The organism is Streptomyces aureoversilis (assembly GCF_042657885.1).
GTDB lineage: Bacteria > Actinomycetota > Actinomycetes > Streptomycetales > Streptomycetaceae > Streptomyces > Streptomyces aureoversilis.
In genome coordinates, this window is record NZ_JBHSKJ010000013.1 from 73,435 (window position 1) to 95,731 (window position 22,297).

Consider the following 22,297-nt stretch of genomic DNA (forward strand, 5'->3'; position numbering starts at 1 on the left):
GCGCCGTCTCGGCTGCGCGCCGTTGCGGCGGAGGGTTCGGCCCGGACAGGCCGGTGCCGGGACTGCTGCCCCGGGAGTGTCAGCCGCTGGAGGCGGGGACCGTTTCGGGGGTTGGGGAACGGACCCCCGCCAGTGTTTCCAGGGCGACGTCCAGGAGCGCCTCGCGGCGTTGCTCGCGCGTGCCGCCCAGGGCGTCGGGCGTGAAGGCGCCGAAGTGGACCGTCATCACCGCGCTCGCCACGCGCGCGTGGCAGTCGAACGCCAGGTCGCCCGCGTGCATCAGCCGCGAGATCGAGGTGACCCGGTCGCGCAGCTCCTGGCCGATCGCCAGGTCCCGCAGCGTCGCCTGGTTCTCCTGCAGGATGTGGTAGATCGGCATCGCGGCCCCGAGGGCCACGCTGTAGCGCCGCAGCAGCTCCCGCTTGGTCTCCATCGTGGCCGGCTGCTCCTCGGCCCAGGCGATGAGTTCGTCGACCGGCCTGCCCAGATCCCGGGAGATCGCGCCGAGGATGTCCTCCTTCGTCTTGAAGTGGTAGTACAGCGCCGCCTTCGTGACGCCGAGCTCCTCGGCGATCTCCCGTAGCGACGTCTTCTCGTAACCACGCGAGACGAAGAGGTCCAGGGCCGTTTTCTGGATGCGCTCCCGGGTGTCGCTCCTGCGCGCCTGAGGGGTGCTGCCCATGGGTCTCTCCTGCCGTTGTCGTGAACCTGTCGCCCCCCAGCCGAACCTACTTGACGCCCGGTTAGCCGACAGCCTTCCTTCCTGCCGATCCCAACTGACCGCGCCTGCAAGCAAGTGGACGTGCCGGTCCGCCTCCGCACGCGCCAGGGGGAGTGGAGATCATGCCGCAGAAAGAGCCCCCGGCGGAGGGTGCAGCGGCCGACCGCGACACCACCGACACGCAATACGTACATTGTCGTGGTCAGGATGGTCGCGTGGTGGCCAAGTGGCCATAGAGGCGGCCGACATGGGCCGCGTCAGCATCGTTCCCCGGACACCCCGTGAGGTGTGCATCGCCACCCATTCCTTGACATACGTGCTTGACGGCCCACAGGGCGCGTCTTACGTTCTCCCTAACTAGCCAACCGACCGGCAAGTGTGTGGTCGGCGGGCATCGGAGGGGGGATCCGAACGGTGACGGTGAAGGCGGACATGGTCCTGGACGTGATCTGCGTCCACTCCTACATCGGCTACACGCGGCTGGTCCGCGCCGCCGACCGGATGCGCACCCGGGGCGCCGGCGTCACGATCACCTTCCGTCCCTACGAGATCGCCCCGGCCGCCTCCGACAGCCCGCAGCCCCTGATGCCCGTGCTGGAGCGGATGCTCGGCCCGTACGCCGCGACCCAGGCCGAGATCTTCACCTGGCAGGCCGCCCGCGACGGGCTGGAACTGCGCTACGACCGCGCCGTCGCCACCGGCAGCTTCCGTGCCCACCTGCTCATCGGCCGCGCCGCGGAGCAGGGCCTGGCCGAGCCCGTCGTCGAACGGCTGTTCCGTGCACACTTCACCGACGGCCTGCACATCGCCGGCGAGGAGACCCTGCGGGAGATCGCCGAGGAGTGCGGGGTGGACCTCGGGCCGGGCGGCGCAGGTGCGTTGGCGAAAGGCTCGGAGGAAGCCGAGGAATTGCGCGGCGAGTTGCACCGGCTGCGACGCCACGGCGTCCCGACGCCACCGGTGTTCAGGATCGGCGACGGGCAGATCCTGCTGGGCGTGCAGAGCGAGCAGGCGCTGTACGAGGCGATGGAGACGGCGATGGAGCCGATGATGGCTGCGGGGCCGGAAGCGGGCCCGGGAGCGGCGCCCGTGGCGGGACCCGGGGCGGAGCCGGACGCCGGGGCCGCGGCGGCGCGGCCCGTCGACGCCGCCTTCTGACGGGCCCGCTCCGGCCCCACCGGTATGACCGCACGCCGCCTTTTCGTTTGTCGGGCAGTAATTCTTCCGGCTTTCCTGCGTGCGGCGACCCCACTGGCTCGAATGAGTGAAACCCCGGAACCTCTGTATAAGGCCGGAGTTATTCAGAACGCTTTCCCAGTGGGGGCGCTACACGATCGAAAGGCTTAGGACGTGCTCAAGAAGGTAATTGCCACGACCGCCCTCGCGGTGTCCGCGGTCGGCACCATCTCCGGCCCCGCGATGGCTATCGGGAACGACCAGGACGTCGCCAACGGCAACGCCGCGAAGACCGGTTACGGCAACACGCACACCGGCGGCAAGGAAAGCCCGCAGATGAGCCTGATCCAGGGCACGCTGAACAAGCCCTGCCTGGGCATCGGCAAGCTCGGTATCCAGTCGGTGCTGGCGCTCATCAACATCGGTGTCCAGGACGTGCCGATCCTCACGTCGCAGCAGCAGCAGCAGTGCACCGACAACTCCACGATCAGCGACGGGGACGACCCGCTGTCGCACATCCTGTCGGAGATCCCGATCATCTCGGGCAACGGTTCCGGAAACAAGAGCGGCGGTGGCCACGGCCACGGCGGTCACGGCGACCACAACGGCTTCGGTCACAACGGTCACAACGGCTTCGGCCACGGCGGTCACTGAGCCACCGGTGCATGAGTCCCCTGCGGCGGGTGTGCGGGCCCCGCTGCAGGGGGCTTTCCCTTTCCCGGATTCTCCGGTAGTGACGCAGCTCGCTGGGCCGATGGGGTGAAGGGGCGGGCCGGGTAATAACCTCACGGAAATTCCCGAGTTAGGCAGAGAGCTCCCGCAATTCGTCGAGCCAGAACGAGGAATCAAGCGTGATCAAGAAAGTAGTGGCCACGACCGCCCTCGTGGCTTCCGCGGCCGGCGTGTCGGCGACCCCCGCGATGGCCGTCGGCGACGGTCAGGACGTTGCGAACGCCAACGGTGCGGGCCAGATGTACGGAAACACCTGGACGGGCGGCTACATGAGCCCGCAGATGGGGCTGATCAACGGCTCGCTGAACAAGCCGTGCATCGGCATCGGCAAGCTCGGCGCCCAGTCGCTGCTCGCCCTGATCAACATCGGTCTCCAGGACATCCCGATCCTCTCCTCGCAGCAGCAGCAGTCCTGCACGGAGAACTCCACGATCAGCGACGGGGACGACCCGCTGTCGCACATCCTGGACGAGATCCCGATCATCTCGGGCAACGGCTCCTGGAACAGCGAGCGCCACCACGGCGGCCACCACCGCCACGAGGGTCGTCACGACGACTGGGACCGTCACGACCACGACCGTCACGACCACCACGGCTACGGCGGTCACGGCTACGGCCACCACGACAACGGCCACCACGGCTACGGTCACCACGACGACGGGCACCACGGCCACTGATCCATCACTGATCCGTCCAGCCCGGATCGCAGTCCCCCACGCGACGGACGCCCCCGGTTACCCCGGGGGCGTCCGTTGCGTGTGCCCGGCCCGCGCCGTCAGCGCACGCCCGCGTGCAGCCAGTCGACCTTGTCGTACATCTCGTCCGTGGTGAGGGAGCAGAGCATCCGGTTGCGCGCGCGGGCCGCGTCCCCCGCCGGGTGGTACAGCTGCCTGCCCATCTCCCGGGCCACCAGTTGCGTGCGCGAGGTCCGCTCGCAGCGCGCCGCGTTGTACTTCTCCAGCCGCCGCCCGAGGGAGGCCTCGCCCGGCTCCGCGCCCTGCAGCAGCTCGCCGAGGAGCACCGCGTCCTCCAGCGCCATGCACGCGCCCTGCGCGGCGTACTGCAGCATGGGGTGCGCGGCGTCGCCCAGGAGCGTCACGCGGCCGTCCGTCCAGTCCGCCACCGGGTCGCGGTCGCACAGCACCCACGCCCGCCAGCCCTGGCCGAGCTCCAGCAGCCGCCGCGCGGCGTGGCCCAGCTCGGGGAACTCGGCGATCACGTCCTCGGCCGGCACCTGCAGCCCCGCCACCGGATCGGTGGCCGCGTCGTCCCGGGTGGCCGCCAGGTTGAGGCACTTGCCGCCCGCGATGGGGTAGTGCACGAAGTGCCACTTGGGCCCGGCCCACAGCGTCACGCTGTTCCAGCGCAGCTCCTGGGGCACCTGCTCCATGGGGATCACCGAGCGGTAGATGGTGTGGCCCGACACCCGCGGCTCGCCGTCGCCGACGAGCTGCCGGCGCACGGCCGAGCGGATCCCGTCGGCGCCGATCAGCACGTCGCCGCGGAAGGAGCGCCCGGTGCAGGTGACGGCGGTGACGCCCGTCGCGTCCTGCTCGTAGCGCACCACGTAGTGGCCGCCGAGGAGGGTGACGGCGGGGTGGGCGCGGCAGGCGTCGAGCAGCGCCTGGTAGAGGTCGCCGCGGTGCACGACGGCGTACGGGTTGCCGAAGCGCTCCCGGTAGGCGCCGGTGAGCGGCATGCGGGTGATGCGCTCGCCCGTCGTGCCGTCCATGAACTGCAGCTCGTCGATGAGCACCGCCCGCGCGCGGACCTCGGCGCCCACGCCGAGGCGGTCGAGGGCGTGGAAGGCGTTGGGGCCGAGCTGGATGCCGGCGCCGACCTCGCCGAAGACGTCGCTGCGCTCCAGCACGGTCGCCCGGTGCCCCTGGCGGGCCACGGACACGGCGGCCGCGAGACCGCCGATGCCGCCCCCGGCGATAAGGATGTTGGCCATGTCGTCTCTCGCAGTCCTCTCGGTGACGCGGGGGCTCTCGGAGCCGTCAGACGGTGGTCAGGCAGCAGCCGAACGGCGGTCGGCCGGCGGTCAGGCGGCGGTCTTGCGGTCCAGGACCAGGTCGTGGCCGACGACGTAGGACGCCTCGTCGGAGGCGAGCCACAGCACGGTGTCGGCGATCTCCTCCACCTTGGCGCCGCGGCCCAGCGGGCACGGGCTGATGGCATTGATCCGGATGCCCTTGCCGATGTATTCGCGGGCGGCGGTCTGGGTGAGGGTGCTCACCGCGGCCTTCGACGCGGCGTACGCGCCCAGGCCCGGCAGCATGCCCTGGCTGCCGATGTTGCTGGCCGTATTCACGATCACGCCGCCGCCGTTGCGCTCCATGTGCGCGATCTCGTGCTTCATGGAGAGCCACACGCCGGTCAGATTGGCGGCCAGGGTTTCGCCCCAGACGCTTTCGCAGATCTCCGCCACCGGCTGGTTCGGGCCGAGTTCGGTGACATTGTTGAAGGCGACGTCCAGCCGGCCGTGCCGTTCGACGACGGCGGCCACGATCGCCTCCGCGTCGGACGTCCCGCCGTCCTCGCCGTGGTGGGTCACGTCGGCAATTCCGCAACTGGCGCTGCCGCCGAGTGCCTTGATCTCCTCAACGGTGTCGTGCAGCATTTCCGGGTGCCGGCCGGCGACCACGACCTCGGCTCCCTCACGTGCGAACGCAAAGGCGGCAGCGCGGCCGATGCCCTCGCCGCCCCCGGTGACCAGGACAACTTTGCCTGTGAATCGCTTGGACATCGCGTCTCTCCTGTTTCTGCGACTGCCGGGCCGGATGCCGGGTCGGATGCCGGTGGGGGTCGTGTCAACTGCCTCCAGCATCAGGGGAGTCGGGCGCCGGGCGAATATGCGCGCGGCGCACTTCGTCAGGTGGAAAGGGCGCGGTCGGGGGCGGTCCGCGGCACCTGACGCAGTAGCGGGAAGGGCTTTGACCGGGCTCCGGAATGCGGCGAAGACTCCCACTGACCGGCTTTACGCCGAGCCCCTTTTCCCTTCCCTGTTGCCCGCCGCCCCCCGCTGCCCCCGCCGCCCGCAGGAGAACGCATGATTACGCTTTCGTGGACCCGCAAGGTCGACACCGCCGCGGACACCGTGGACACTGCAGACGCCGGCGTTATCACCGGAACCCCGGGCACCACGCGCGAGCAGCTGTGGCGCGTCCTGCTGCACAAGGCGGAGAACCCCGTCGGCTACGTGCCCGCCATCACCGAGTGCCGGGTCCTGGAGCGCTACGAGGACGGGTTCCTGCGCGAGGCCCGGCGCGGCTCGCGGCTGCTCGTCCAGCGCGTCACGCCGGACGAGGCCGCCGGCCGCATCACCTTCCGGCACGCGGACTCCTCCGACCTCGCGGTGATCACCAACCAGGTGGGCGAGGACGAGGACGGCGACCTCACCCTCACCCTCAGCATCACCCTGACCGAGGCTCCGTCCTCGGCCGTGCTGCGCGAGAACTCCTACCTCCACGAACTCGACTCCGACTTCGCCGCGACCCTCGACGCCATGACGGCGGTGCTGCGGCGCAACGCCACCGCCCTGCAGGGGGCCGGCGATGCGTGAGCACGGCACCAGGGCGTACTCCCGCCGCCAGGTCGTCGCCGGTGCCGCCGCCGTGGGTGCGGCGGCGGCGCTGGGCGGCCCGGCGGCGACGGCCCTGGCCGAGGGAACCGGCACCGGCACCGGCAGCGGTCCCGGCACCGGCGCGGGCGCCGAGGCGGCCGGCTTCGGGCCGGTGACCGTCCGGCCCTCCGACCGGCGCTACGCCGACCTGGTCTGGGGCGCCAACCGCCGCTGGGTCGGCACGCCCGACGCCGTACGCCTCGTCGGGTCGGCCGACCACGTGCTCGCGGCCGTCCAGGAGGCCGTCGACACCGGCCGGAAGCCCGCCGTGCGCAGCGGAGGCCACTGCTACGAGAACTTCGTGACCACGGACGACGTACGGCTCGTCATCGACACGGGCTCCATGGACCGCATCGGTTACGACGCCGGCCGGCGCGCCTTCTTCATCGAGCCCGGCGCCCGCCTGGGGGACGCCTACCGCGCCCTGTACCGGGGCTGGGGCGTGACCGTGCCCGGCGGCACCTGCCCCTCGGTGGGCGCGGGCGGGCACATCGTGGGCGGCGGCTACGGCGCGCTGTCCCGGCTGCACGGTCTCGTCGTGGACCACCTGTACGGGATCGAGGCCGTCGTCGTCGACGCGAACGGCACCGCCCGGAAGGTGGTCGCCACGCGGGAGGAGAACGACCCCAACCGTGAGCTGCTGTGGGCGCACACGGGCGCGGGCGGAGGCGCGCTCGGAGTGGTCACGCGGTACTTGATGCGGTCGCCGGGGGCCGGCGGGGCGGACCCGGCCGGGCTGCTGCCGCAGCCGCCGTCCGAGGTGCACGTCTCCACGGTCACCTGGCCGTGGGAGGGGATGACCGAGGCGGCGTTCACCACGATCCTGCGGAACTACGGCCGGTGGTGCGAGCGCAACAGCGCGCCCGGCTCCCCGTACGCGAGCCTGTTCAGCCAGCTGAAGCCGACGCACAAGTCCGCCGGGTCGTTCTCCATGACGACGCAGATCGACGCGTCCGTGCCGGACGCGTCCGGGCTCCTGGACGCCTTCCTGGCCGCCGTCTCGCAGGGCGTGGGCGTCCGCCACCGGGTGGACGACCGGCGGACGATCTCCTGGCTGCACGCCACCACGTCCTGGCCGGGCTTCACCGCGCCCGACACCACGACCCGGTTCAAGGCCAAGTCCGCGTACATGCGGAAGGGGTTCCCGGAGGACCAGCTCAAGGCCTTCTACCGGCACCTGACCCGCGACGACTTCTCCGGGCCCATGTCCGTGGTCATGATCAGCGCGTACGGGGGCCGGGTGAACGCGGTCGGCCCGGCGGAGACGGCGGTGCCGCAGCGGGACTCCGTCATGAAGCTGCACTACATCACCTTCTGGCAGGACGCCGCGGACGACGAGCGGCACCTGACCTGGATCCGCGAGTTCTACCAGGACGTCTACGCGGCGTCCGGGGGCGTGCCCGGACCGGGGGACGTGACGGACGGCTGCTTCGTCAACTACGCGGACGCCGACCTGAACACGGCGCGGTGGAACGGGTCCGGAGTGCCGTGGCACGAGCTGTACTTCAAGGGGAGCTACCGCAGGCTGCAGGCGGTCAAGGCGCGGTGGGACCCGAGGGACGTGTTCCGGCACGAGCAGTCGGTGAGGCTGCCGGGGCGGGGGTGAGGCCTCCCCTCCTTCGTACGGAGGTACGTACGGAGGTGTGTGCGGGCAGGCGAGCGAACGACATCCAGGGCAAGCCGTAGAAGCCGTAGAAGCCGTAGAGAGAGCACGGAAAGACGGAAAGAGGGAAGCCATGTCCTCCGGTTACGCACCGGCTCCGGGCGCGGTCGCGCGCACCGGACGCGGTTTCGCCCTGCTGGGCGCCGTGCAGGTCGTTCTGATCCTGGCCATCACGATGCTGTCGCCGGCACTGCCGGCGATCCAGCACGACCTCGGGTTGTCCGGTGCGCAGCTGACGCTGGTCAGCGCCGCGTACGGGCTGTCGTTCAGCGGCCTGCTGATGCTGGGCGGGCGGCTGGCGGATCTCATGGGGCGGCGCCGGGCGCTGGTGGCCGGGGCCGCCGTCTTCGGGCTGGCCTCCGCGGCCGCGGGGCTCGGCCCCGGCTTCGCCTTCCTCCTCGGTGGCCGCTTCGTGCAGGGCGTCGGGGCGGCGCTCGCGGCACCCGCCGCCATGTCCCTCGTCCGCTCCCTCTACCCCGAAGAGGCCCGGCACGCGCGGGCGCTCGCGGTGTGGGGCGGGCTGGCCGGCTTCGGGGCGACGGCGGGGATGCTGCTGTCCGGGACGGTCTCGACGTGGGTGTCGTGGCGGTGGTCGTTCGTGGTGCCCGTGGCGGTGTCGCTGCTCGCCGTGGCCGCGGCGCGGCGGGTGCTGCCCGCGGGGCCGGATCCGGTGCGGGTGCGGCTGGACGTGCCGGGCGCGGTGCTGGTCACGGCCGGGCTGACCGTCATGAGCTACGGGCTCGTGGAGGCGGGCGAGCGGCCTTGGGGCGCGGGCGTCGTGTGGGGGCCGATCACGGCCGGGGTGCTGCTGCTCGCCGCGTTCGTGGCGGTCGAGCTGCGGGTGTCGCACCCGCTGGTGCCCCTGGGGTTCCTGGCGCGGCGGCACCGGGCCACGGCCCTGTGGGCCGTCTTCATCGGCTCGGCCGGAATGTCGACGATCTTCTTCCTGCTGTCCCTGTACTTCCAGGAGGTGCGCAACGCCTCCCCGCTGCTGACGTCCGCGGCCTTCCTGCCCTTCAGCGCGGCGCAGGTCGTCACCGGGATGCTGGCCGGGCGGCTGATCGGGCGCTTCGGGGGCCGTGCGGTCACGGTGGGCGGGCTGCTCGTCTCGGCCGCCGGGCTGGTGCTGATCGGGCAGCTGGGCGCGGACAGCGCCTACGCGGGCACGCTGCTCGCCGGCCTCATCGTCTTCCCCGTGGGCATCGCGTGTGTCTTCTCCGGGTCGACCGTCGTCGCGGTGGAGGACGTCGAGGACGAGCGCTCCGGGCTCGCCGGCGGCGTCGTCAACACGGCGATGGAGGTCGGCCCCACGGTCGGCCTGGCCGTCCTCGTCTCCCTGGCCACGGCCCACGCGAGCAGCTTGCGGGACGCGGGGGAGGGCATCGGCTCGGCGACGAGCTCCGGGTACGCCTTCGCGCTGCTGATCGCGGCGGCGGCATTCGCGGCCAGTGCGGTGGTGTCGGCGGTGCTGCTGCGGTCGCCTCGCGGGGCGCGGGGTGCGCGGAGCGGGGGTGGTTCTGCATCTGCCGGTGCGGAAACCGTCCACAGTGAGGTGCCGCCGGAGGCTGTGGTGGGGGCTGCCCGGAGCGGGGGCGTCTAGCGCCGGGGCCCGTCCGCCTTCTTCTGCCGCGACGGCGATCGGCCGTCGCGGCAGACGTGTCTGCGTGCGCGTGCGCATTGCCGTGCCCGGGGCCGGATCCGGGGCCGGATCCGGGCACGGTTTTTCAGGAGCCGTACATACGAGTCGAGCGCCGTACGGGCGAACCGCCCGCACGGCGCTCGAAGGTTCGAGGGCGTGCCGTTCAGACACCCAGCGCCGCACCCCCGTCCACCGTCAGGTCGTGCATCGTGATGTGGGACGCCGCGTCGGACAGCAGGAACACCACCGCCTGGGCGACATTCTCCGGGCGGGCCAGTTTCCGTAGCGGAATTCCCACGCGGTACGAACTCGCGACGCCTTCGATCGACGCCTTGCGGGCCGCGTCCCCGTCCTTCCACATATCACTGAGCATCGGTGTCTCGGTCGAGCCGGGCGCCACCAGATTGCAGCGGATCCCGTGTTTGGCGACCTCCAGTCCCATGCACTTGGTGAACATCGTGGCCGCGGCCTTGGACGCCGAATAGGCCGCCATCTCCACCCGCGCCGTGCCGGCCGCGTTCGAGGCGACCGTCACCACCGCTCCCCGGCCGCGCGGCACCATGCGGTTGACGACGGCGCGGGAGACGAAGAAGACGCCGCTGGTATTGACGGCGAAGGTGAACTTCCAGTCCTCGTCCGTCAGCCGGCGCGCTTCGGAGAGCCGGAGCACGCCGGCCGCGTTGACCAGGTAGTCCAGCGGTCCGAGGCGGCGCTCGACCGCGTCGACGACCGCCTCCACTTCCGGGCTGGAGGTGACGTCCCCGGGGAATGCCTCCACCAGCAGGCCGTCCGCGGTGAGCTTTTCGACGCAGGCCCGCAGCCGGACCTCGTCCTTGTCGACCGCCGCTACGGCGACTCCCTTCTCTGCCAGCGTGCGGACGACCGATTCTCCTATTCCGCCTGCCGCCCCGGTGACGAGAGCGACTTTTCCTTCCATCGAAACCTCCATACCCGGGAGTTCATGGCACGTCCGTGAACAATTCTCGGCAAAACTGGGTGGCAGGTGAAGCGAGGTTTTCTCACTCCGTCAGGTGACGGAGCGGTTCCATAAAGTGCCGGTGGTCATTGCGAATTGGCGGTGCGGGCGAGGGCGGGGGTACGGCCCTGCGTGGGCGGGCGCCACAGCCAGCACGGGCGGGGGCCGCGTGCCCGCACGGGCGGGCGCCGCGGGCCGGCGCGGGGCGGAGGCGGAGGCCGGCGGCCTCCCTCGATTGGCCCACGATTTCGCGCGCAAAGTGCACCACAGCCCTGGACACTCGGCCCCGTAGATTGATCTTCAGAACGAACGACGCACCGCATCACCGCACTTCAGAGGAGCCCCCCGTGTCCGAGTCCCAGAGCCCCGCCACCGCCCCCGTCCTCGTCCGCGCCGCCGAGGCCACCGTCCTCAGCGACGCCCCCGGCTCCCTGATCACCCTCCTCGCGGACTCGGACACCACCGGCGGTGCGTTCACCAGCAACCGCGCCACGCTCGCCGAGGGCACGGCCGGCGCCCCGGCCCACTTCCACACTCGTGCCACCGAGTTCTTCTTCGTCCTCGACGGCGCGCTGGAGGTGCTGACGGGGGAGACCGTCGTGACGCTGGAGAAGAACGACTTCCTCGCCGTGCCGCCCGGCATGCCCCACGCCTTCGCCCCGGCGGCCGGCCGCTCCGCCGACGCCCTGGTCGTCTTCACGCCGGGCATGGGCCGCTTCGACTACTACCGCCTGCTGGACCGCGTGGCCCGGGGCGAGGCGAGCGTCGAGGAGATCAAGGAGTCGGCCGAGCGCTACGACAACCACTACGTGGACAGCCCGGTCTGGCGCGCGCACCGCGCTGCGGCGTAACCGGTCGGCGACCTCGGCGACCCCTGTACCTCGGCGACCCCTGTACCTCGGCGACCCCTGCACCTCGGGAACCCCTGCACCCTCGGGGACCTCTGAGCCCTCCTCGGCCCCCTTGCGTAACACCTTCGCTGCGTACTCCCCCACCCCCCGCCTCGAACGCCTGACCTGTCGCACAGAGGTGTTAACGTCGCAGCGATCTGAAGAGATCACATCAAGCAAGGGACGGGGGTCCACGGCGTGGCAGCGGCGCGCAAAGTGGGACGCAAGTACGAGAGCGGCGGACCCAAGGGTGAGATCGCCCTCGTCAAGGCATCGGCGGTGCTCGTCGCCGTCGTCGTCAGCTGGCACCTGGCCGTCTGGGCCACGGCCGAGAACATGGCCCTGTCGAACGTCCTGGCCACGGCGGGTGCCCTCGCGGCGCACGAACCGCTGACCGGCCTGGGCGACGGCATCGTGCCGGCGTCGGCCGATGTCACCGTCGCGGTCTGGCTGGCCTTCCTCCTCGGTCCGATCGCGATCGTCATGCTGACCGTACGGGCCCGGGAGCGCCGTGTCCGGGGCGCGGGCGGCGAGGGTCTCGCCTCCGCGACCGAGGCCCGCGACATGCTCGGCGAGAAGCGCGCCCGCAAGGCCGCCAAGATGACGCGTGCGACGTCGTTCACCGGCAAGGACGGCAAGTTCGACCCCAAGGCCGCCGCGCGTGCGGAGCTGCACGAGGTCGGGTGGATGCTCGGCACGCAGGTCCGCACCGGACAGCCGCTGGTGGCCACGCCGGAGGACTCGGTCGCGGTCATCGCCCCCTCCGGCGGCGGCAAGTCGCGCAACGTGGTCATCCCCGCGTGCCTGGACGCGCCGGGCCCGCTCGTCGTCACCTCCACCCGAGCCGACGTCCTCGACGTCATCGCCGAACCGCGCTCGCGCATGGGCCGGGTGTGGGTCTTCGACCCGCTCGACACCGTCGGCTGGCCGCACAAGATGGTCTGGGACCCGGTGGCCGGGTGCCAGGAGGGCGAGACCGCCACGTCGCGCGCCCTGTCGTTCTCCGTCGGCATGGGCGCGGACGACAGCTCCTCCAGCAACGGCAGCTTCTTCCAGCAGACGGCGTCGTCCGCGCTGACGAGGCTCCTCCACGCCGCGGCCCTCGAAGGCAAGACCATCGAGCACGTCATGCGCTGGGCCACCAACCTGGAGAAGGCCAGCGAACCGCGGGCCATCCTCACCGACCACCCCAACGCCGAACCCGGCTGGGACGTCCTGCTGCGCTCCGTGTCGACCGGCGCCGACGAGACCGTCGCCTCGACGCGGCAGACCCTCGCCGCCCAGATCGAACCTCTCGCCCTGCGCAAGGTGCTGCGCTGCGTCACCCCGCAGCCGGGCGTGCCGACCTTCGACCCGGACGCGTTCGTCGCCTCCCGCGACACTCTGGTCCTCATCAGCGACTCCAACGCCTCGACGAACGTCTCGCCGCTGACGACGATGCTGCTGGGCGAGGTCGTCGACGCGGCAAAGCGCCGGGCGCCGCGGCTGCCCTCGGGCCGGCTGGACCCGTTCCTGCGCCTCGTCCTGGACGAGGTCGCCAACGTGGCCCCGCTGCCGAAGCTGCCGTCGCTGGCCTCCGACGCCCGCGGCTACGGCATCCACATCGTCTACGCCCTGCAGTCCCTGGCCCAGGCCGTGCTCCGGTGGGGACAGCACGAGGCCGACACGCTCCTCGACAACGCGGCGGCCACCCTCGTCATGGGCGGCCTGAAGGACGTCGAGGCGCTGCGCCGCTTCTCCGAGCTGGTCGGCGAGGCCGAGCTCGTCGAACTCTCGAAGTCGCGCGACACCCAGCGCCTCTTCGGCTACGGCACCAACGAGGTCGAGCGCGAACGCCGCATCCTCCGCCCCGAGGAGATCCGCCAGCTGCCGCACGGCCGGGCGCTCCTGCTCTTCCGCGGCGCGCCGGGCGTCATCGCCGAGCTACTGCCGTGGGACCAGCGACGGGACGGGGCGGCGCTGCGGGCGGGCGAGCACGCGACGAGGGCGTCGCGGATCGGGCCGCCGCCGCTGGAGAGCGCGGGAACGGGCGCGTAAGAGGAGCGGGAAGACGTGGAAGAGCAGCTGCGGGAAGAACTGAAGGCCCTCCGCGAGGAGGTGGAGACCCTCCGGGAGTGGCGCACCCAGTTCGAGGCGGCGGTCAAGAACTTCGCGACGGGGATCAAGGCGAACCAGGCCGAGGTCACGGAGGTCGTGGGGGAGGTCATCGACCGGCTGCACGCGGTGGAGGCGGCGACGGCGGCCGCGCCCTCGCCGTCGGCCGCGCCCGGTGACGACCATCTCCCGTGGTCACTGCGCGCCACAGAGGACGACTGGCGCCGCCTCTCCGACTGGCTGGACTGGCTCGGCCGGCACTACGCGCCGCAGCTGCACCTGCGCATCTGGCCGTGCTGGCCGCTGCACGGCGGCGTCACGGAGGAACTGGCCGCTCTGCACGCGTCCTGGCGCGCAGCCACGGAGGCCGACGCCGACCCGTCGCGCGAGGGCAGCGACCTCGCGTACTGGCACCAGATGTGGCTGTGGCCGACGATCGAGCGCATCCGGCAGCACTACATGTTCAGCGAGTGCGAGGACGACCACTCCCCGGACCGCCCGGGCCGGCCGACGGACGGGACGGCGCTGAAGAAGCGCATGGCGGAGGCGGAGGCGGAGAGGCGCCGCCTGGAGCAGGCGAAGTACGACTACTTCGTGAAGACGGCACCGGACCATCCGGCGGAGCGCCCGTCGAGCCTGTGGCGGTGCGCGGCGGGCCGCGACGAGGACTGGGAGTACCTGTCGCTGCTGGACTGGCAGTGGCACAAGGCGGCGGAGACCGCCGTCCGGATCCCGCCGCCGGAGGCTGCGCGCCACCCCGTGACGGCCGACCGCGCCGGGGAGCTGCAGGCGGACCGGCAGGGCTGGGTCCGCTACTGGGCGCGGTACGCGGACGAGACCGCGTACCGGGCCGGGGAGCCGCCGGTGTCGGTGGTGCGCCGGCGCCGCAGCCCGGAGCGCATCTACGACGAGGCGTACAAGACCTGGAACGAGTGGGGCCCGACGCAGGCCGTCCACGACTTCTTCGACGCCCGCCCCTCGAACCCGCCGCACCTGGTGGAGATCGACGCGGCGAAGGCGGAGCGAATGCTGACCGAACTGCACGGCGCGAAGGGAGCGACGGAGCTGTGACGACGAACAAGGCCGTCGCGGCCTGGAAGGACGACGCCACGGAGCCGGGCCGCCGCCTGGAACTCACGGCCGAACAGAACGGCGTGGTGACGGCCCGCTGGGAGGCGGCGAGGGCGGCCCACAAGGGCCTGGACGCGGTGATGGAAGGCGTCCAGCAGGCCCTGGCGGACTCCCACGGCGCGAAACTGGAAGGCAAACTGCACCGCCTGAAGGGCCTCAAGGCCTTCCGCCGCAAGGCCGCCATGGAACTGGACGACCGCGTCCCCCTGGAAACGGTCGTCCGCAAGGTCCAGGACCTCAACCGCTACACCCTGGTCTTCGACGTGAAGTCGTACACCGAAGGCGTCCGCCACACGTACGCCCTGCTGCACGAGCGCGGCTACGTCATCGTCCCCGGTTCGGAGCAGAACACCTGGGAGGATCCCGTCCACAAGGGATTCCGCGCGGTGTGGCAACGGCCCGACGGCACGGCGAAGTTCGAGATCGCCTTCCACACGCCCGACAGTTACCGGGTGAAGACGGAGAACCACCTTCTCTACGATCTGTACCGCTCCAGCCGGCTCCGGCCCCTGGGCGAGGAACCGGAGAACACGGCCGAGTCCGACGAGGACGCGGCGAAGGTCGTTCAGAGCCGGCGGTACAGCGATATTCCTGCGAAGGGAAGCAAGTGATGAGTGAGCAGTACGAATACTTCGCCGAGGTGCCCGCCGGGTACACCGTGGAACGCCCGGACGGGTTGTGGCGCCGCGCCGGCGAGCAGTGGGAGTACCTGTCGCTTCTGGACTGGCAGTGGCACGACCTCAAGGACAGCACCGTCAGGACGCACCCGCCGGTCGACGAGCTGCATCCCGTGACGGTGGAGCGGGCCGCCGCGCTGGAGGCCGACCGGCAGGGCTGGGTGCACTACTGGGCGCTCTATGCCGACGAGCAGGACTGGCAGGAAGGCGAGCCGCCCACCACGGTCGTCCGGCGCCGGAGCAGCCCGGAGCAGGAGCTGGACGAGTCCTACCGCGGGTCGAAGGGGATCTGGGGCCCCACGAGTGCGGTCGCCGACTCCCGTGACCTGCGCACTTCCAACCCTCCCCATCTGGAGGCAGTGAGCGCGGAGCGGGCCGAGGAGCTGCTGCAGGAGATTCACGGAGTGACGGGGGCCACTGAGCTGTGAGCGGTCAAACGGGGGCCTGGGAGGGCGAGGGCTACACGCTCAGCCCGGAACAGAATCGTGTCGTCACCGAGCGGTGGGAGCGGGCTGCTGCCGCGCGGGACCGCATGGACGCCATGATGAAGGGCGTCCAGGAGGAGACGGCGCAGTCGCACGGCGGCAAGCTCGAAGGCCTGGAATATTCCCTCAAGGACGTGGACTCGTTCCGGCGTAAGGCCGCGACCGCGCTCGAAGAGCAGGATATTCCGGTCGAGAAGACGGCGCGTAAGGTCAACGACCTCAATCGGTACACCCTGACCTTCGAGCCGGATTCCTACACCGAAGGCGTGGAGCAGACGTACGAACGGCTCCGTGAGTCCGGGTACGAGCCCACTGCCGAGAAGAACACCTGGCAGGACCCGGTGTACAAGGGTGTGAATACCACCTGGCAGCACACGCAGTCGGAAGAGAAGTTCGAGCTGCAGTTCCACACTCCGGACAGCTTCAAAGCCAAGATGGAGAATCACGAGCTCTACGAGATCTCCCGCGGTAACGAGATCAAGGAGCTCGCGGCGGGCGACAAGAGGCTGGCGAAGTCCTACCTGGACGCCGCCAATCACCTGCAGAACGAGCGGTACAAGAACGTCAAGGTCCCGCCCGGCCAGGAGAGGATCGGCGAGCAGAAGATCTGGGCCAAGCTCGATCCCGATGTTCCCCGGGAGCACGTGGAGCTGATCCGGCAGAAGGAAGCGGAGAAGCTCGCCGAGAACGTCGTCAAGGCCCAGGCCAAAGCCGAGGCCAAGGCCATGGCCGAGCGTGCGGCCCTCGGACTCGACGGACCCGGGCTGGGAGAAACCCAGGGCCTGCGCAACAGGTTGGCTACAAAGCAGACCGCGGAAGAACCCCGGCAAAAGACGGCGGCACCCCGAATCGACCCGGTGCCGTCCCAGTCGCAGAGCCGCGGCCCCCTGGTCAGGTGAGGTGGGCCACGTAGCGGATGACCTCTCACCCCGAACCGCCCGCAATGTCGGGAATTCGGGGTGCGGTCACCGTTCCATAGTTGTTCAGATCCCAACAGCTTCTGTTCAAATCAAGCTGTTTGACGATCAGAAATAGGCCAAGTACTGTCCAGCCACTCAGGCCTAGCACGGGGGAAGGGTCACCAGGGTTGAGCACGTTCAAGACGGTCATGCGGCGGATTCTGAATCTGCCGGAGCCGCGGAGCGATAAGAGCGACAAGACTGCGGCGACCCCGCCGGCCGGTGCACCGGGCCGGCAGGCTGCAGCGTCCCCGGCTGCTCCGCAGCAGCAGTCGGCCGCCCCGGCGACCCCGCCCCCCGCGGCCCTCCAGCAGTGGACCGACGCCGCCGCCCGCCTCCAGGCGCAGACGCCCGAGTCGGCCCGCGCCCAGCAGCAGGCCGCGTCCGCCGGTGGTGCGCAGGGCAAGCAGGAGCGCGACGTCCCCTGGCAGATCGAGGACGAGAAGAGCGGCGCCCAGTTCCTGGTCAAGGTCGGCCGCGGCGCGCTCTGGGCCGTCGTCGCGCTGGCCGCGATCACCGGCATCCGCTCCTGGTTCTGGGCGCCGGAGCCCCATAAGGACGGCCCGGTCCAGGTCAGCAACGGACCGACCTACCCCGTGCAGGAGGCCCAGGCCGTCGCCGCCCGCTTCGCGCGCTCCTACCTGACCTGGGACGAGGCCGACCCGAAGGCCCGCGCCGAAGCGCTCACGCATGATCTGGCCAAGGGGATGGATCCCACGGCGGGCTGGAACACCAAGGGCAAGCAGGAGGTCCTGGTGGCCCAGCCCGGTCCCGTCTCCGAGGAGAAGGACAAGCGGGCCCGGGTGCGGGTCGACGTCCTGGTGAACGGTCCCGCCTCCGACGACAAGAGCAAGTCGGCGGACAAGGACAAGTCCAAGGACAAGAAGGACGACCCGAAGAAGGACGACCCGAAGCCGGGCGACAGGACCAACGACCCCCGCCAGGTCACCGGCCCCCGCTGGCTGGGTCTGGACATCCCCGTCATCTACACGTCCGGCCGGATCGTCGTCACCGGCCAGCCCGGCATGGTGGGCGTGCCGCAGAGCGGCCCCACCGTTCCCGCGCTCACCGTGAAGACCGCCGACAACGACTTCAGCGAGAAGACCCGCAGCGTGGTCGAGGAGTTCTTCACCAAGTACGGCACGGGCGAGGCCGAGTCCGTCGCCGCGCCCGGTGCCTCCGTGGCGGCCCTGCCGCCGGGGGTGACCCTCGGCTCGCTGCGCAGCTGGTCGGTCGAGGAAGGCAGCGGAGGCGACCGTACCGGCATCGCCACCGTCACGTGGCAGATCGGCGGCGCCGAACTCGAGCAGACGTACCGGGTGAAGCTGACCCGGGTCGCCTCGGCGAAAGCCGAGCGCTGGCAGGTCGCGGAGATCCACGGCGGGATGTCCTCGTGACCGTGCCGAATCCCTGACCCGTCCCGAATCCCTGACCTGTTCCGGCACCCCGTCCGGCGCCGGTGCCCGGATCCCTCCGTTCTTATTTCACGCCTTATCGCACGTCTTATCTCAAGCTAGGGGAAACGATGGAAATCGCGCTGTCCAATGGTGAGGAACTCAAGTCCTGGGTCATCGCCGTTGCCGGAAACATCTTCCTGATCGTGCTGGCGGTCCGGGCGATCGGCCACTACGCGAAGCGCGAGTGGGGCGAGCTGCTCGCGCACTTCATGGCGGGCGTCGTCGTGGCCGGTTTCGTCTACGCGTCGGACAGCACCAAGGGCATGCTCACGGCGATCTGGACCAAAGTGGCGGGCGCATGAGGGTTGGGCACACCTTCACCCGCCACTTCGACCTGGAGACCCGGCAGCACGAGCTGCTCGGTCTGGACCTCGGCGAGGGCCCGTCACGACGGGTCCTCGTCACGGGTGCCGTCGTCTACGCGGTCTGGATGGGCGGGCTCTTCCTGATCTTCGGCTGGCCCTCGCAGATCTTCTTCACCCTCTACTTCGCGCCCCCGGCCCTCATCACGTTCTACGGATCCCAGCGGTCGCGGCGCAATGAGCGGCGCTGGAACCTGACCCAGTGGGCCCTGACCATCCGGTACCTGACGGTAGGTCACCGCCCGGTCATCAACGGCGGGCGCCGGGCGGCCGACCGGTCCGAGTGGCTCCCGCTGCGGGCGCGCCTGGGAGAGAAGTCCGAGGACGTCCTGGCCCTCCCCGGCATGGGCGCGCTGGAGGGCCTCCTGGGCAACGAGGAGCCCAAGCGGATGTCCGGCCGTGCCGTGACGCTCGACGTCCGTCCCCGGCTGTACGGGCCGGACCACGTCTACCGCGCGAGGTCGCGCAACCACTCGTCCCAGAAGGCACCGGGCGCACCGGGCGGCGGCCGCAAAGGCCGGAAAGGTACGTAAAGGTACGCGATGAAGATCATGAAGGGCATCGCCCGCTTTCTCGGCGTCGACGGAGACCGCTCGGCCCCGCCGCCCCGCTACGTGGGGCTGGCGGACGGGCTGGTCATCACGGAGACCCACGCCGAGGCGTGGTACCTGCTGGGAAGCTCCAACACCGACCTGATGTCGGAGGCGGCCCGGGACGCCGAGCAGGACCAGGCGAGCAGTGCCCTGGCCCGTACCCTGGCCGGCTACGACTGCCACCTGAAGATCCTCTGGTCCCCGCTGAACGCCGAGGACTACCGGACCGAGGCGGAGACCCTGTTCTCGGCGGGCAACTACGGAGCCTGGGCCGACCTGCGCGTCAGCCGCCTGGAGGAGCTGGAGCTCCCCACGCGCATGCTCCTGCTCGGCGTACGGATATCCGAGCGGGCCAACCAGGCCAAGGCGCGCGGCAGCCGGGGCGTCCAGGACGCGCTGGGCATCGGCTCGACCTCGGTGTCGCAGAAGGAGCTCGCCAGGCTCGACGCCCTCACCCGGCGCCTCGGCCGCCAGCTGGAGACGACGCCGTGGAAGGCGCAGCCGGCCACGGTGGAGTTGCTGGCCTGGATGATCGCCCGCGAGCAGCGCCGCGGCACTCCGCTGCCTGCCCCCGACGAGCAGGGCATGATCTCGGGCGCCAAGCTCGCCCAGCTCACGCGCGGCCGCGTGCTGCCCTACCCCGATCACGTCCGGATCCTGGACCAGCGCGGGGAGACGGTCGGCTGGAGCGCGGTCCTCACGATGGACGGCTTCCCGGAGGAGATGGAGTCGCCGGGGCCGGGCGAGTGGCTGAGATCCGTCGCGGAGATCACGTACGTTCCCGAGCTCATGGACGACGACGAGGTCGGGGACATCTCGGCCCTGCCGGTCAACCCCGAGCCGTCCGTCCGCTTCAAGGTCCTCCACAAGCGCGACGCCCTCAAGCAGATCGACGAGATCCGCCGCCTGGCGAAGGAACAGCGGCAGAGCGCCGCCAAGCACTCCGCCGGTGAGACCGCGCAGGAGATCGAGGAGACCGAGGAGACGATGACGTCCCTCTCGCGCGACATGAAGCGCGAGGACGTCACGCTGCTGGAGGACCATCCGCGCCTGATCGTCAGCAGTGACGTTTCGCTCGAGGACCTGCGCAGCCGCTGCGACGCCGTCATCGGCTTCTACGGCGGTGTCGGCATCGAGGTCAGCGTCGCGGCCGAGGAGCAGCGCGAGCTGTGGCTGGAGGCCCAGCCCGGCGACATGCTGCGCGTGCCGGACCTGATGCACACCCGTACGGTCGGCGCCTTCGCCGGCTCCTGGTTCTGGGGCGGCGCCTCGGTCGGTGACGACACCGGCCCGGTGATCGGCTACCTGACCGGCTCGACCCCGGGTGTCGTCCGCAACGACCTCACCGGCGGCTCCGAGCGTGGTGACGCGACGACCACGGCCTTCATCGGCCGAAGCGGCCGCGGCAAGACGACCGCGATGATGCTGTCCCTGCTGGACTCCGGCTTCCGCGGCTCCTTCGTGCTGGCCCTGGACTTCAAGGGCGACATGGGCGGCCTGGTCTCGGCCGGCCAGCGCTACGGGCTCAACGCCCACCTGATCGAGACGGGCTCGCAGTTCGCGGGCGTCGCCGACCTCTTCACCCTGCTCAGCGGCGAGAGCGCCGAGCGCGCCCAGACCGAGGTCCCGGCGCAGCTGGGCATCGCGCTGCCGCAGCACCTGCGCATGCGCGGCGCGGAGACGCCGATCCAGAGCGCCGTCAACGAGTGCATCGCCGAGGGCGACCCGGCGACGTGGAAGGTCATCGAGCGGCTGCGGCAGTCGCCCGACGAGCTGACGCGCGAGACGGGCGACGCGCTCTACGAGCTGTCGCTGACGGGCCTGGGCGCACCCTTCATGGGCAAGCCCGTGGGGTCGTCGCTGATCACCCCGTCGCCCGGCATCTGGGTCGTCCAGGTCCCCGGCATCACCCTGCCGTCGCCCGACGACGCCCGCGACGACTGGTCCGTCCACCAGCGCCTGTCGGTGGCGCTCGTCCACTCGCTGCTCGCCTACGGCATCAGCATGGCCGGCCGTAAGGACCTGCGCGGTCTGCGCAAGGTCGTCGCCGTGCCCGAGGTGCACGTCCTCACGGCCACGCGCGAGGGCAGCTCGTTCCTCCAGTACATCGCCCGAGTCGGCCGAGCGCTGCACACCGCGCTCGTCGTCGACACCCAGGACCCGGAGTCGCTGGCGAGCCTCACGGGTCTCGTCGAGCAGATGACGACGGTCTTCGGCTTCCAGCTGACGACGGGCGAACAGCAGGACGCCATGGCGGCCCTGCTCGACCTGCCGAAGGGCCCCCACACGCGCCAGCTGATCCAGGCCATCGGCGTCGACGTGACGCAGGAGATCCGGCACGGGCACTGCATCATGCGCGACCGCCGGTTCAGCAGCGCGACGGTCCAGTTCGACGTGCCCTCGGTGGAGATGCTCCAGCTGCTCAACACGACGCCGAAGGCGGACAGCGGCAGCGGTACGGGCGAGAGCCCGGTGTCCATGAGCAAGCCCGAATACCAGGAGGCGAACGCGTGAAGGGGCGGGTAGCGGCGGTGGCCGCGACGACGGCTGCGGCGGTACTGGTGATCGCGGGGTGCTCGTCGTCCTCCAAGGGCAAGGAGGGCGACAAGCCCGGCGAGAAGCCGGGGTCGGCCGCGGAGCGGCAGGCGCAGGAGTACCGGGAGGCGGCGAAGAAGGACCGGGCGAAGATGCTGGAGGTGGCGGTCGCCTATCAGAAGGCGACGTCCCTTCACGACGGTGACGTGTCCTGCCGAATGATGACGGAGCAGGGCAGGAGCCTGCGCGGCTCGTCGCACGAGGCTTGCGTGAAATTCCTCAAGCCGCTGGACGGCGACGTCCGTAGAACAGTGGAAGAGGCCTCCTTCAGCGTCACGGGCGACCCGGTCGACGTGCCGCCGATCGGCGACCACCCGGCCGGTACCGGCGTCATGGTCACCGAGGAGTCCAAGCCGGGCGGACGCACCAGTTATCAACGGACCGCCCTGCGCATGGTGAAGGTCAAGGGAACCTGGCTGGTGGACCAGGACGAAGACGTCTACGACTCGGAGATGAAGCACTCCAGCCCGGTGTTCAGCGCCCTGATGAGGTCGCATTGAGGATTCCGCGGCTCCGTAATCT

Annotated in this window: 20 protein-coding genes and 1 pseudogene; 17 read left to right on the forward strand and 4 right to left on the reverse strand. The window is 70.7% G+C overall.

Annotation, left to right across the window (positions count from 1 at the left end; all coding sequences use genetic code 11):
* Window positions 1–79: 79 nt before the first annotated feature.
* Window positions 80–682, reverse strand: coding sequence for a TetR/AcrR family transcriptional regulator (locus ACFPP6_RS22715; RefSeq protein WP_382045339.1), 603 nt, complete (start codon window positions 680–682; stop codon window positions 80–82).
* Between the two features lie 453 nt (window positions 683–1,135).
* Between ACFPP6_RS22715 and ACFPP6_RS22720 the strand changes: the two genes are divergently transcribed.
* The 3 genes and pseudogenes from ACFPP6_RS22720 to ACFPP6_RS22730 all read left to right on the forward strand — a co-directional run bounded on the left by ACFPP6_RS22720 (window position 1,136) and on the right by ACFPP6_RS22730 (window position 3,306).
* On the forward strand, window positions 1,136–1,879 hold the full coding sequence (locus ACFPP6_RS22720; RefSeq protein WP_382045341.1) for a DsbA family oxidoreductase: 744 nt from the start codon (window positions 1,136–1,138) through the stop codon (window positions 1,877–1,879).
* Window positions 1,880–2,071: 192 nt separating this feature from the next.
* Window positions 2,072–2,458: pseudogene (locus ACFPP6_RS22725) on the forward strand (rodlin); the annotation flags it as partial.
* 290 nt (window positions 2,459–2,748) lie between these two features.
* Window positions 2,749–3,306, forward strand: coding sequence for a rodlin (locus tag ACFPP6_RS22730; protein ID WP_382045344.1), 558 nt, complete (start codon window positions 2,749–2,751; stop codon window positions 3,304–3,306).
* 98 nt (window positions 3,307–3,404) lie between these two features.
* Here the strand turns inward: ACFPP6_RS22730 and ACFPP6_RS22735 are convergent, their stop codons facing one another.
* Together ACFPP6_RS22735 and ACFPP6_RS22740 are read right to left on the reverse strand one after the other, a co-directional pair.
* Window positions 3,405–4,583, reverse strand: a complete 1,179-nt coding sequence (locus ACFPP6_RS22735; RefSeq protein ID WP_382045347.1) for a 3-hydroxybenzoate 6-monooxygenase — start codon at window positions 4,581–4,583, stop codon at window positions 3,405–3,407.
* Between the two features lie 90 nt (window positions 4,584–4,673).
* Complete coding sequence (locus tag ACFPP6_RS22740; RefSeq protein WP_382045349.1) at window positions 4,674–5,378, reverse strand: SDR family NAD(P)-dependent oxidoreductase; 705 nt, start codon at window positions 5,376–5,378, stop codon at window positions 4,674–4,676.
* Between the two features lie 303 nt (window positions 5,379–5,681).
* On the opposite strand from ACFPP6_RS22740, the gene ACFPP6_RS22745 reads away from it, so the two are divergent.
* From ACFPP6_RS22745 to ACFPP6_RS22755, 3 genes are all read left to right on the forward strand, one after another.
* A complete protein-coding gene (locus tag ACFPP6_RS22745; RefSeq protein WP_382045352.1) occupies window positions 5,682–6,194 on the forward strand; it encodes an AtaL-like protein in 513 nt (170 codons plus the stop codon).
* Window positions 6,187–7,860, forward strand: a complete 1,674-nt coding sequence (locus tag ACFPP6_RS22750) for an FAD-binding oxidoreductase (RefSeq protein ID WP_382045355.1) — start codon at window positions 6,187–6,189, stop codon at window positions 7,858–7,860. The genes ACFPP6_RS22745 and ACFPP6_RS22750 overlap by 8 nt, the downstream gene beginning before the upstream one ends.
* A gap of 130 nt (window positions 7,861–7,990) precedes the next feature.
* On the forward strand, window positions 7,991–9,517 hold the full coding sequence (locus tag ACFPP6_RS22755; RefSeq protein WP_382045357.1) for an MFS transporter: 1,527 nt from the start codon (window positions 7,991–7,993) through the stop codon (window positions 9,515–9,517).
* Between the two features lie 202 nt (window positions 9,518–9,719).
* Here the strand turns inward: ACFPP6_RS22755 and ACFPP6_RS22760 are convergent, their stop codons facing one another.
* Complete coding sequence (locus tag ACFPP6_RS22760) at window positions 9,720–10,493, reverse strand: 2,3-dihydro-2,3-dihydroxybenzoate dehydrogenase (protein ID WP_058047450.1); 774 nt, start codon at window positions 10,491–10,493, stop codon at window positions 9,720–9,722.
* Window positions 10,494–10,879: 386 nt separating this feature from the next.
* Between ACFPP6_RS22760 and ACFPP6_RS22765 the strand changes: the two genes are divergently transcribed.
* The 11 genes from ACFPP6_RS22765 (at window position 10,880) to ACFPP6_RS22815 (ending at window position 22,275) form a co-directional block, all read left to right on the forward strand.
* A complete protein-coding gene (locus tag ACFPP6_RS22765) occupies window positions 10,880–11,383 on the forward strand; it encodes a cupin domain-containing protein (RefSeq protein WP_058047451.1) in 504 nt (167 codons plus the stop codon).
* Between the two features lie 255 nt (window positions 11,384–11,638).
* A complete protein-coding gene (locus ACFPP6_RS22770) occupies window positions 11,639–13,459 on the forward strand; it encodes a type IV secretory system conjugative DNA transfer family protein (protein WP_382045362.1) in 1,821 nt (606 codons plus the stop codon).
* 15 nt (window positions 13,460–13,474) lie between these two features.
* Window positions 13,475–14,587 (forward strand): hypothetical protein, encoded by a 1,113-nt coding sequence (locus tag ACFPP6_RS22775; RefSeq protein ID WP_382045365.1) that lies wholly within the window; start codon window positions 13,475–13,477, stop codon window positions 14,585–14,587.
* Window positions 14,584–15,258: a hypothetical protein gene (locus ACFPP6_RS22780; protein WP_382045367.1), complete on the forward strand. Its 675-nt coding sequence runs from the start codon at window positions 14,584–14,586 to the stop codon at window positions 15,256–15,258. The genes ACFPP6_RS22775 and ACFPP6_RS22780 overlap by 4 nt, the downstream gene beginning before the upstream one ends.
* Complete coding sequence (locus ACFPP6_RS22785) at window positions 15,258–15,752, forward strand: hypothetical protein (RefSeq protein ID WP_382045370.1); 495 nt, start codon at window positions 15,258–15,260, stop codon at window positions 15,750–15,752. The genes ACFPP6_RS22780 and ACFPP6_RS22785 overlap by 1 nt, the downstream gene beginning before the upstream one ends.
* Window positions 15,749–16,708 carry a hypothetical protein gene (locus tag ACFPP6_RS22790; protein ID WP_382045373.1) on the forward strand — a complete coding sequence of 320 codons (960 nt, stop codon included), beginning with the start codon at window positions 15,749–15,751 and terminating at the stop codon, window positions 16,706–16,708. Before ACFPP6_RS22785 ends, ACFPP6_RS22790 begins: the two co-directional genes overlap by 4 nt.
* Before the next feature lie 188 nt (window positions 16,709–16,896).
* Window positions 16,897–18,165, forward strand: coding sequence for a conjugal transfer protein (locus tag ACFPP6_RS22795; RefSeq protein ID WP_382045375.1), 1,269 nt, complete (start codon window positions 16,897–16,899; stop codon window positions 18,163–18,165).
* A gap of 128 nt (window positions 18,166–18,293) precedes the next feature.
* Complete coding sequence (locus ACFPP6_RS22800; RefSeq protein ID WP_179081590.1) at window positions 18,294–18,527, forward strand: hypothetical protein; 234 nt, start codon at window positions 18,294–18,296, stop codon at window positions 18,525–18,527.
* Window positions 18,524–19,120: a hypothetical protein gene (locus ACFPP6_RS22805; RefSeq protein ID WP_382045378.1), complete on the forward strand. Its 597-nt coding sequence runs from the start codon at window positions 18,524–18,526 to the stop codon at window positions 19,118–19,120. The genes ACFPP6_RS22800 and ACFPP6_RS22805 overlap by 4 nt, the downstream gene beginning before the upstream one ends.
* A 9-nt stretch (window positions 19,121–19,129) precedes the next feature.
* Window positions 19,130–21,694: an ATP-binding protein gene (locus ACFPP6_RS22810; RefSeq protein WP_382045381.1), complete on the forward strand. Its 2,565-nt coding sequence runs from the start codon at window positions 19,130–19,132 to the stop codon at window positions 21,692–21,694.
* Entirely contained in the window at window positions 21,691–22,275 is a 585-nt protein-coding gene (locus ACFPP6_RS22815) for a hypothetical protein (protein WP_382045384.1), read from the forward strand. Before ACFPP6_RS22810 ends, ACFPP6_RS22815 begins: the two co-directional genes overlap by 4 nt.
* The last annotated feature ends 22 nt before the right edge of the window (window positions 22,276–22,297 follow it).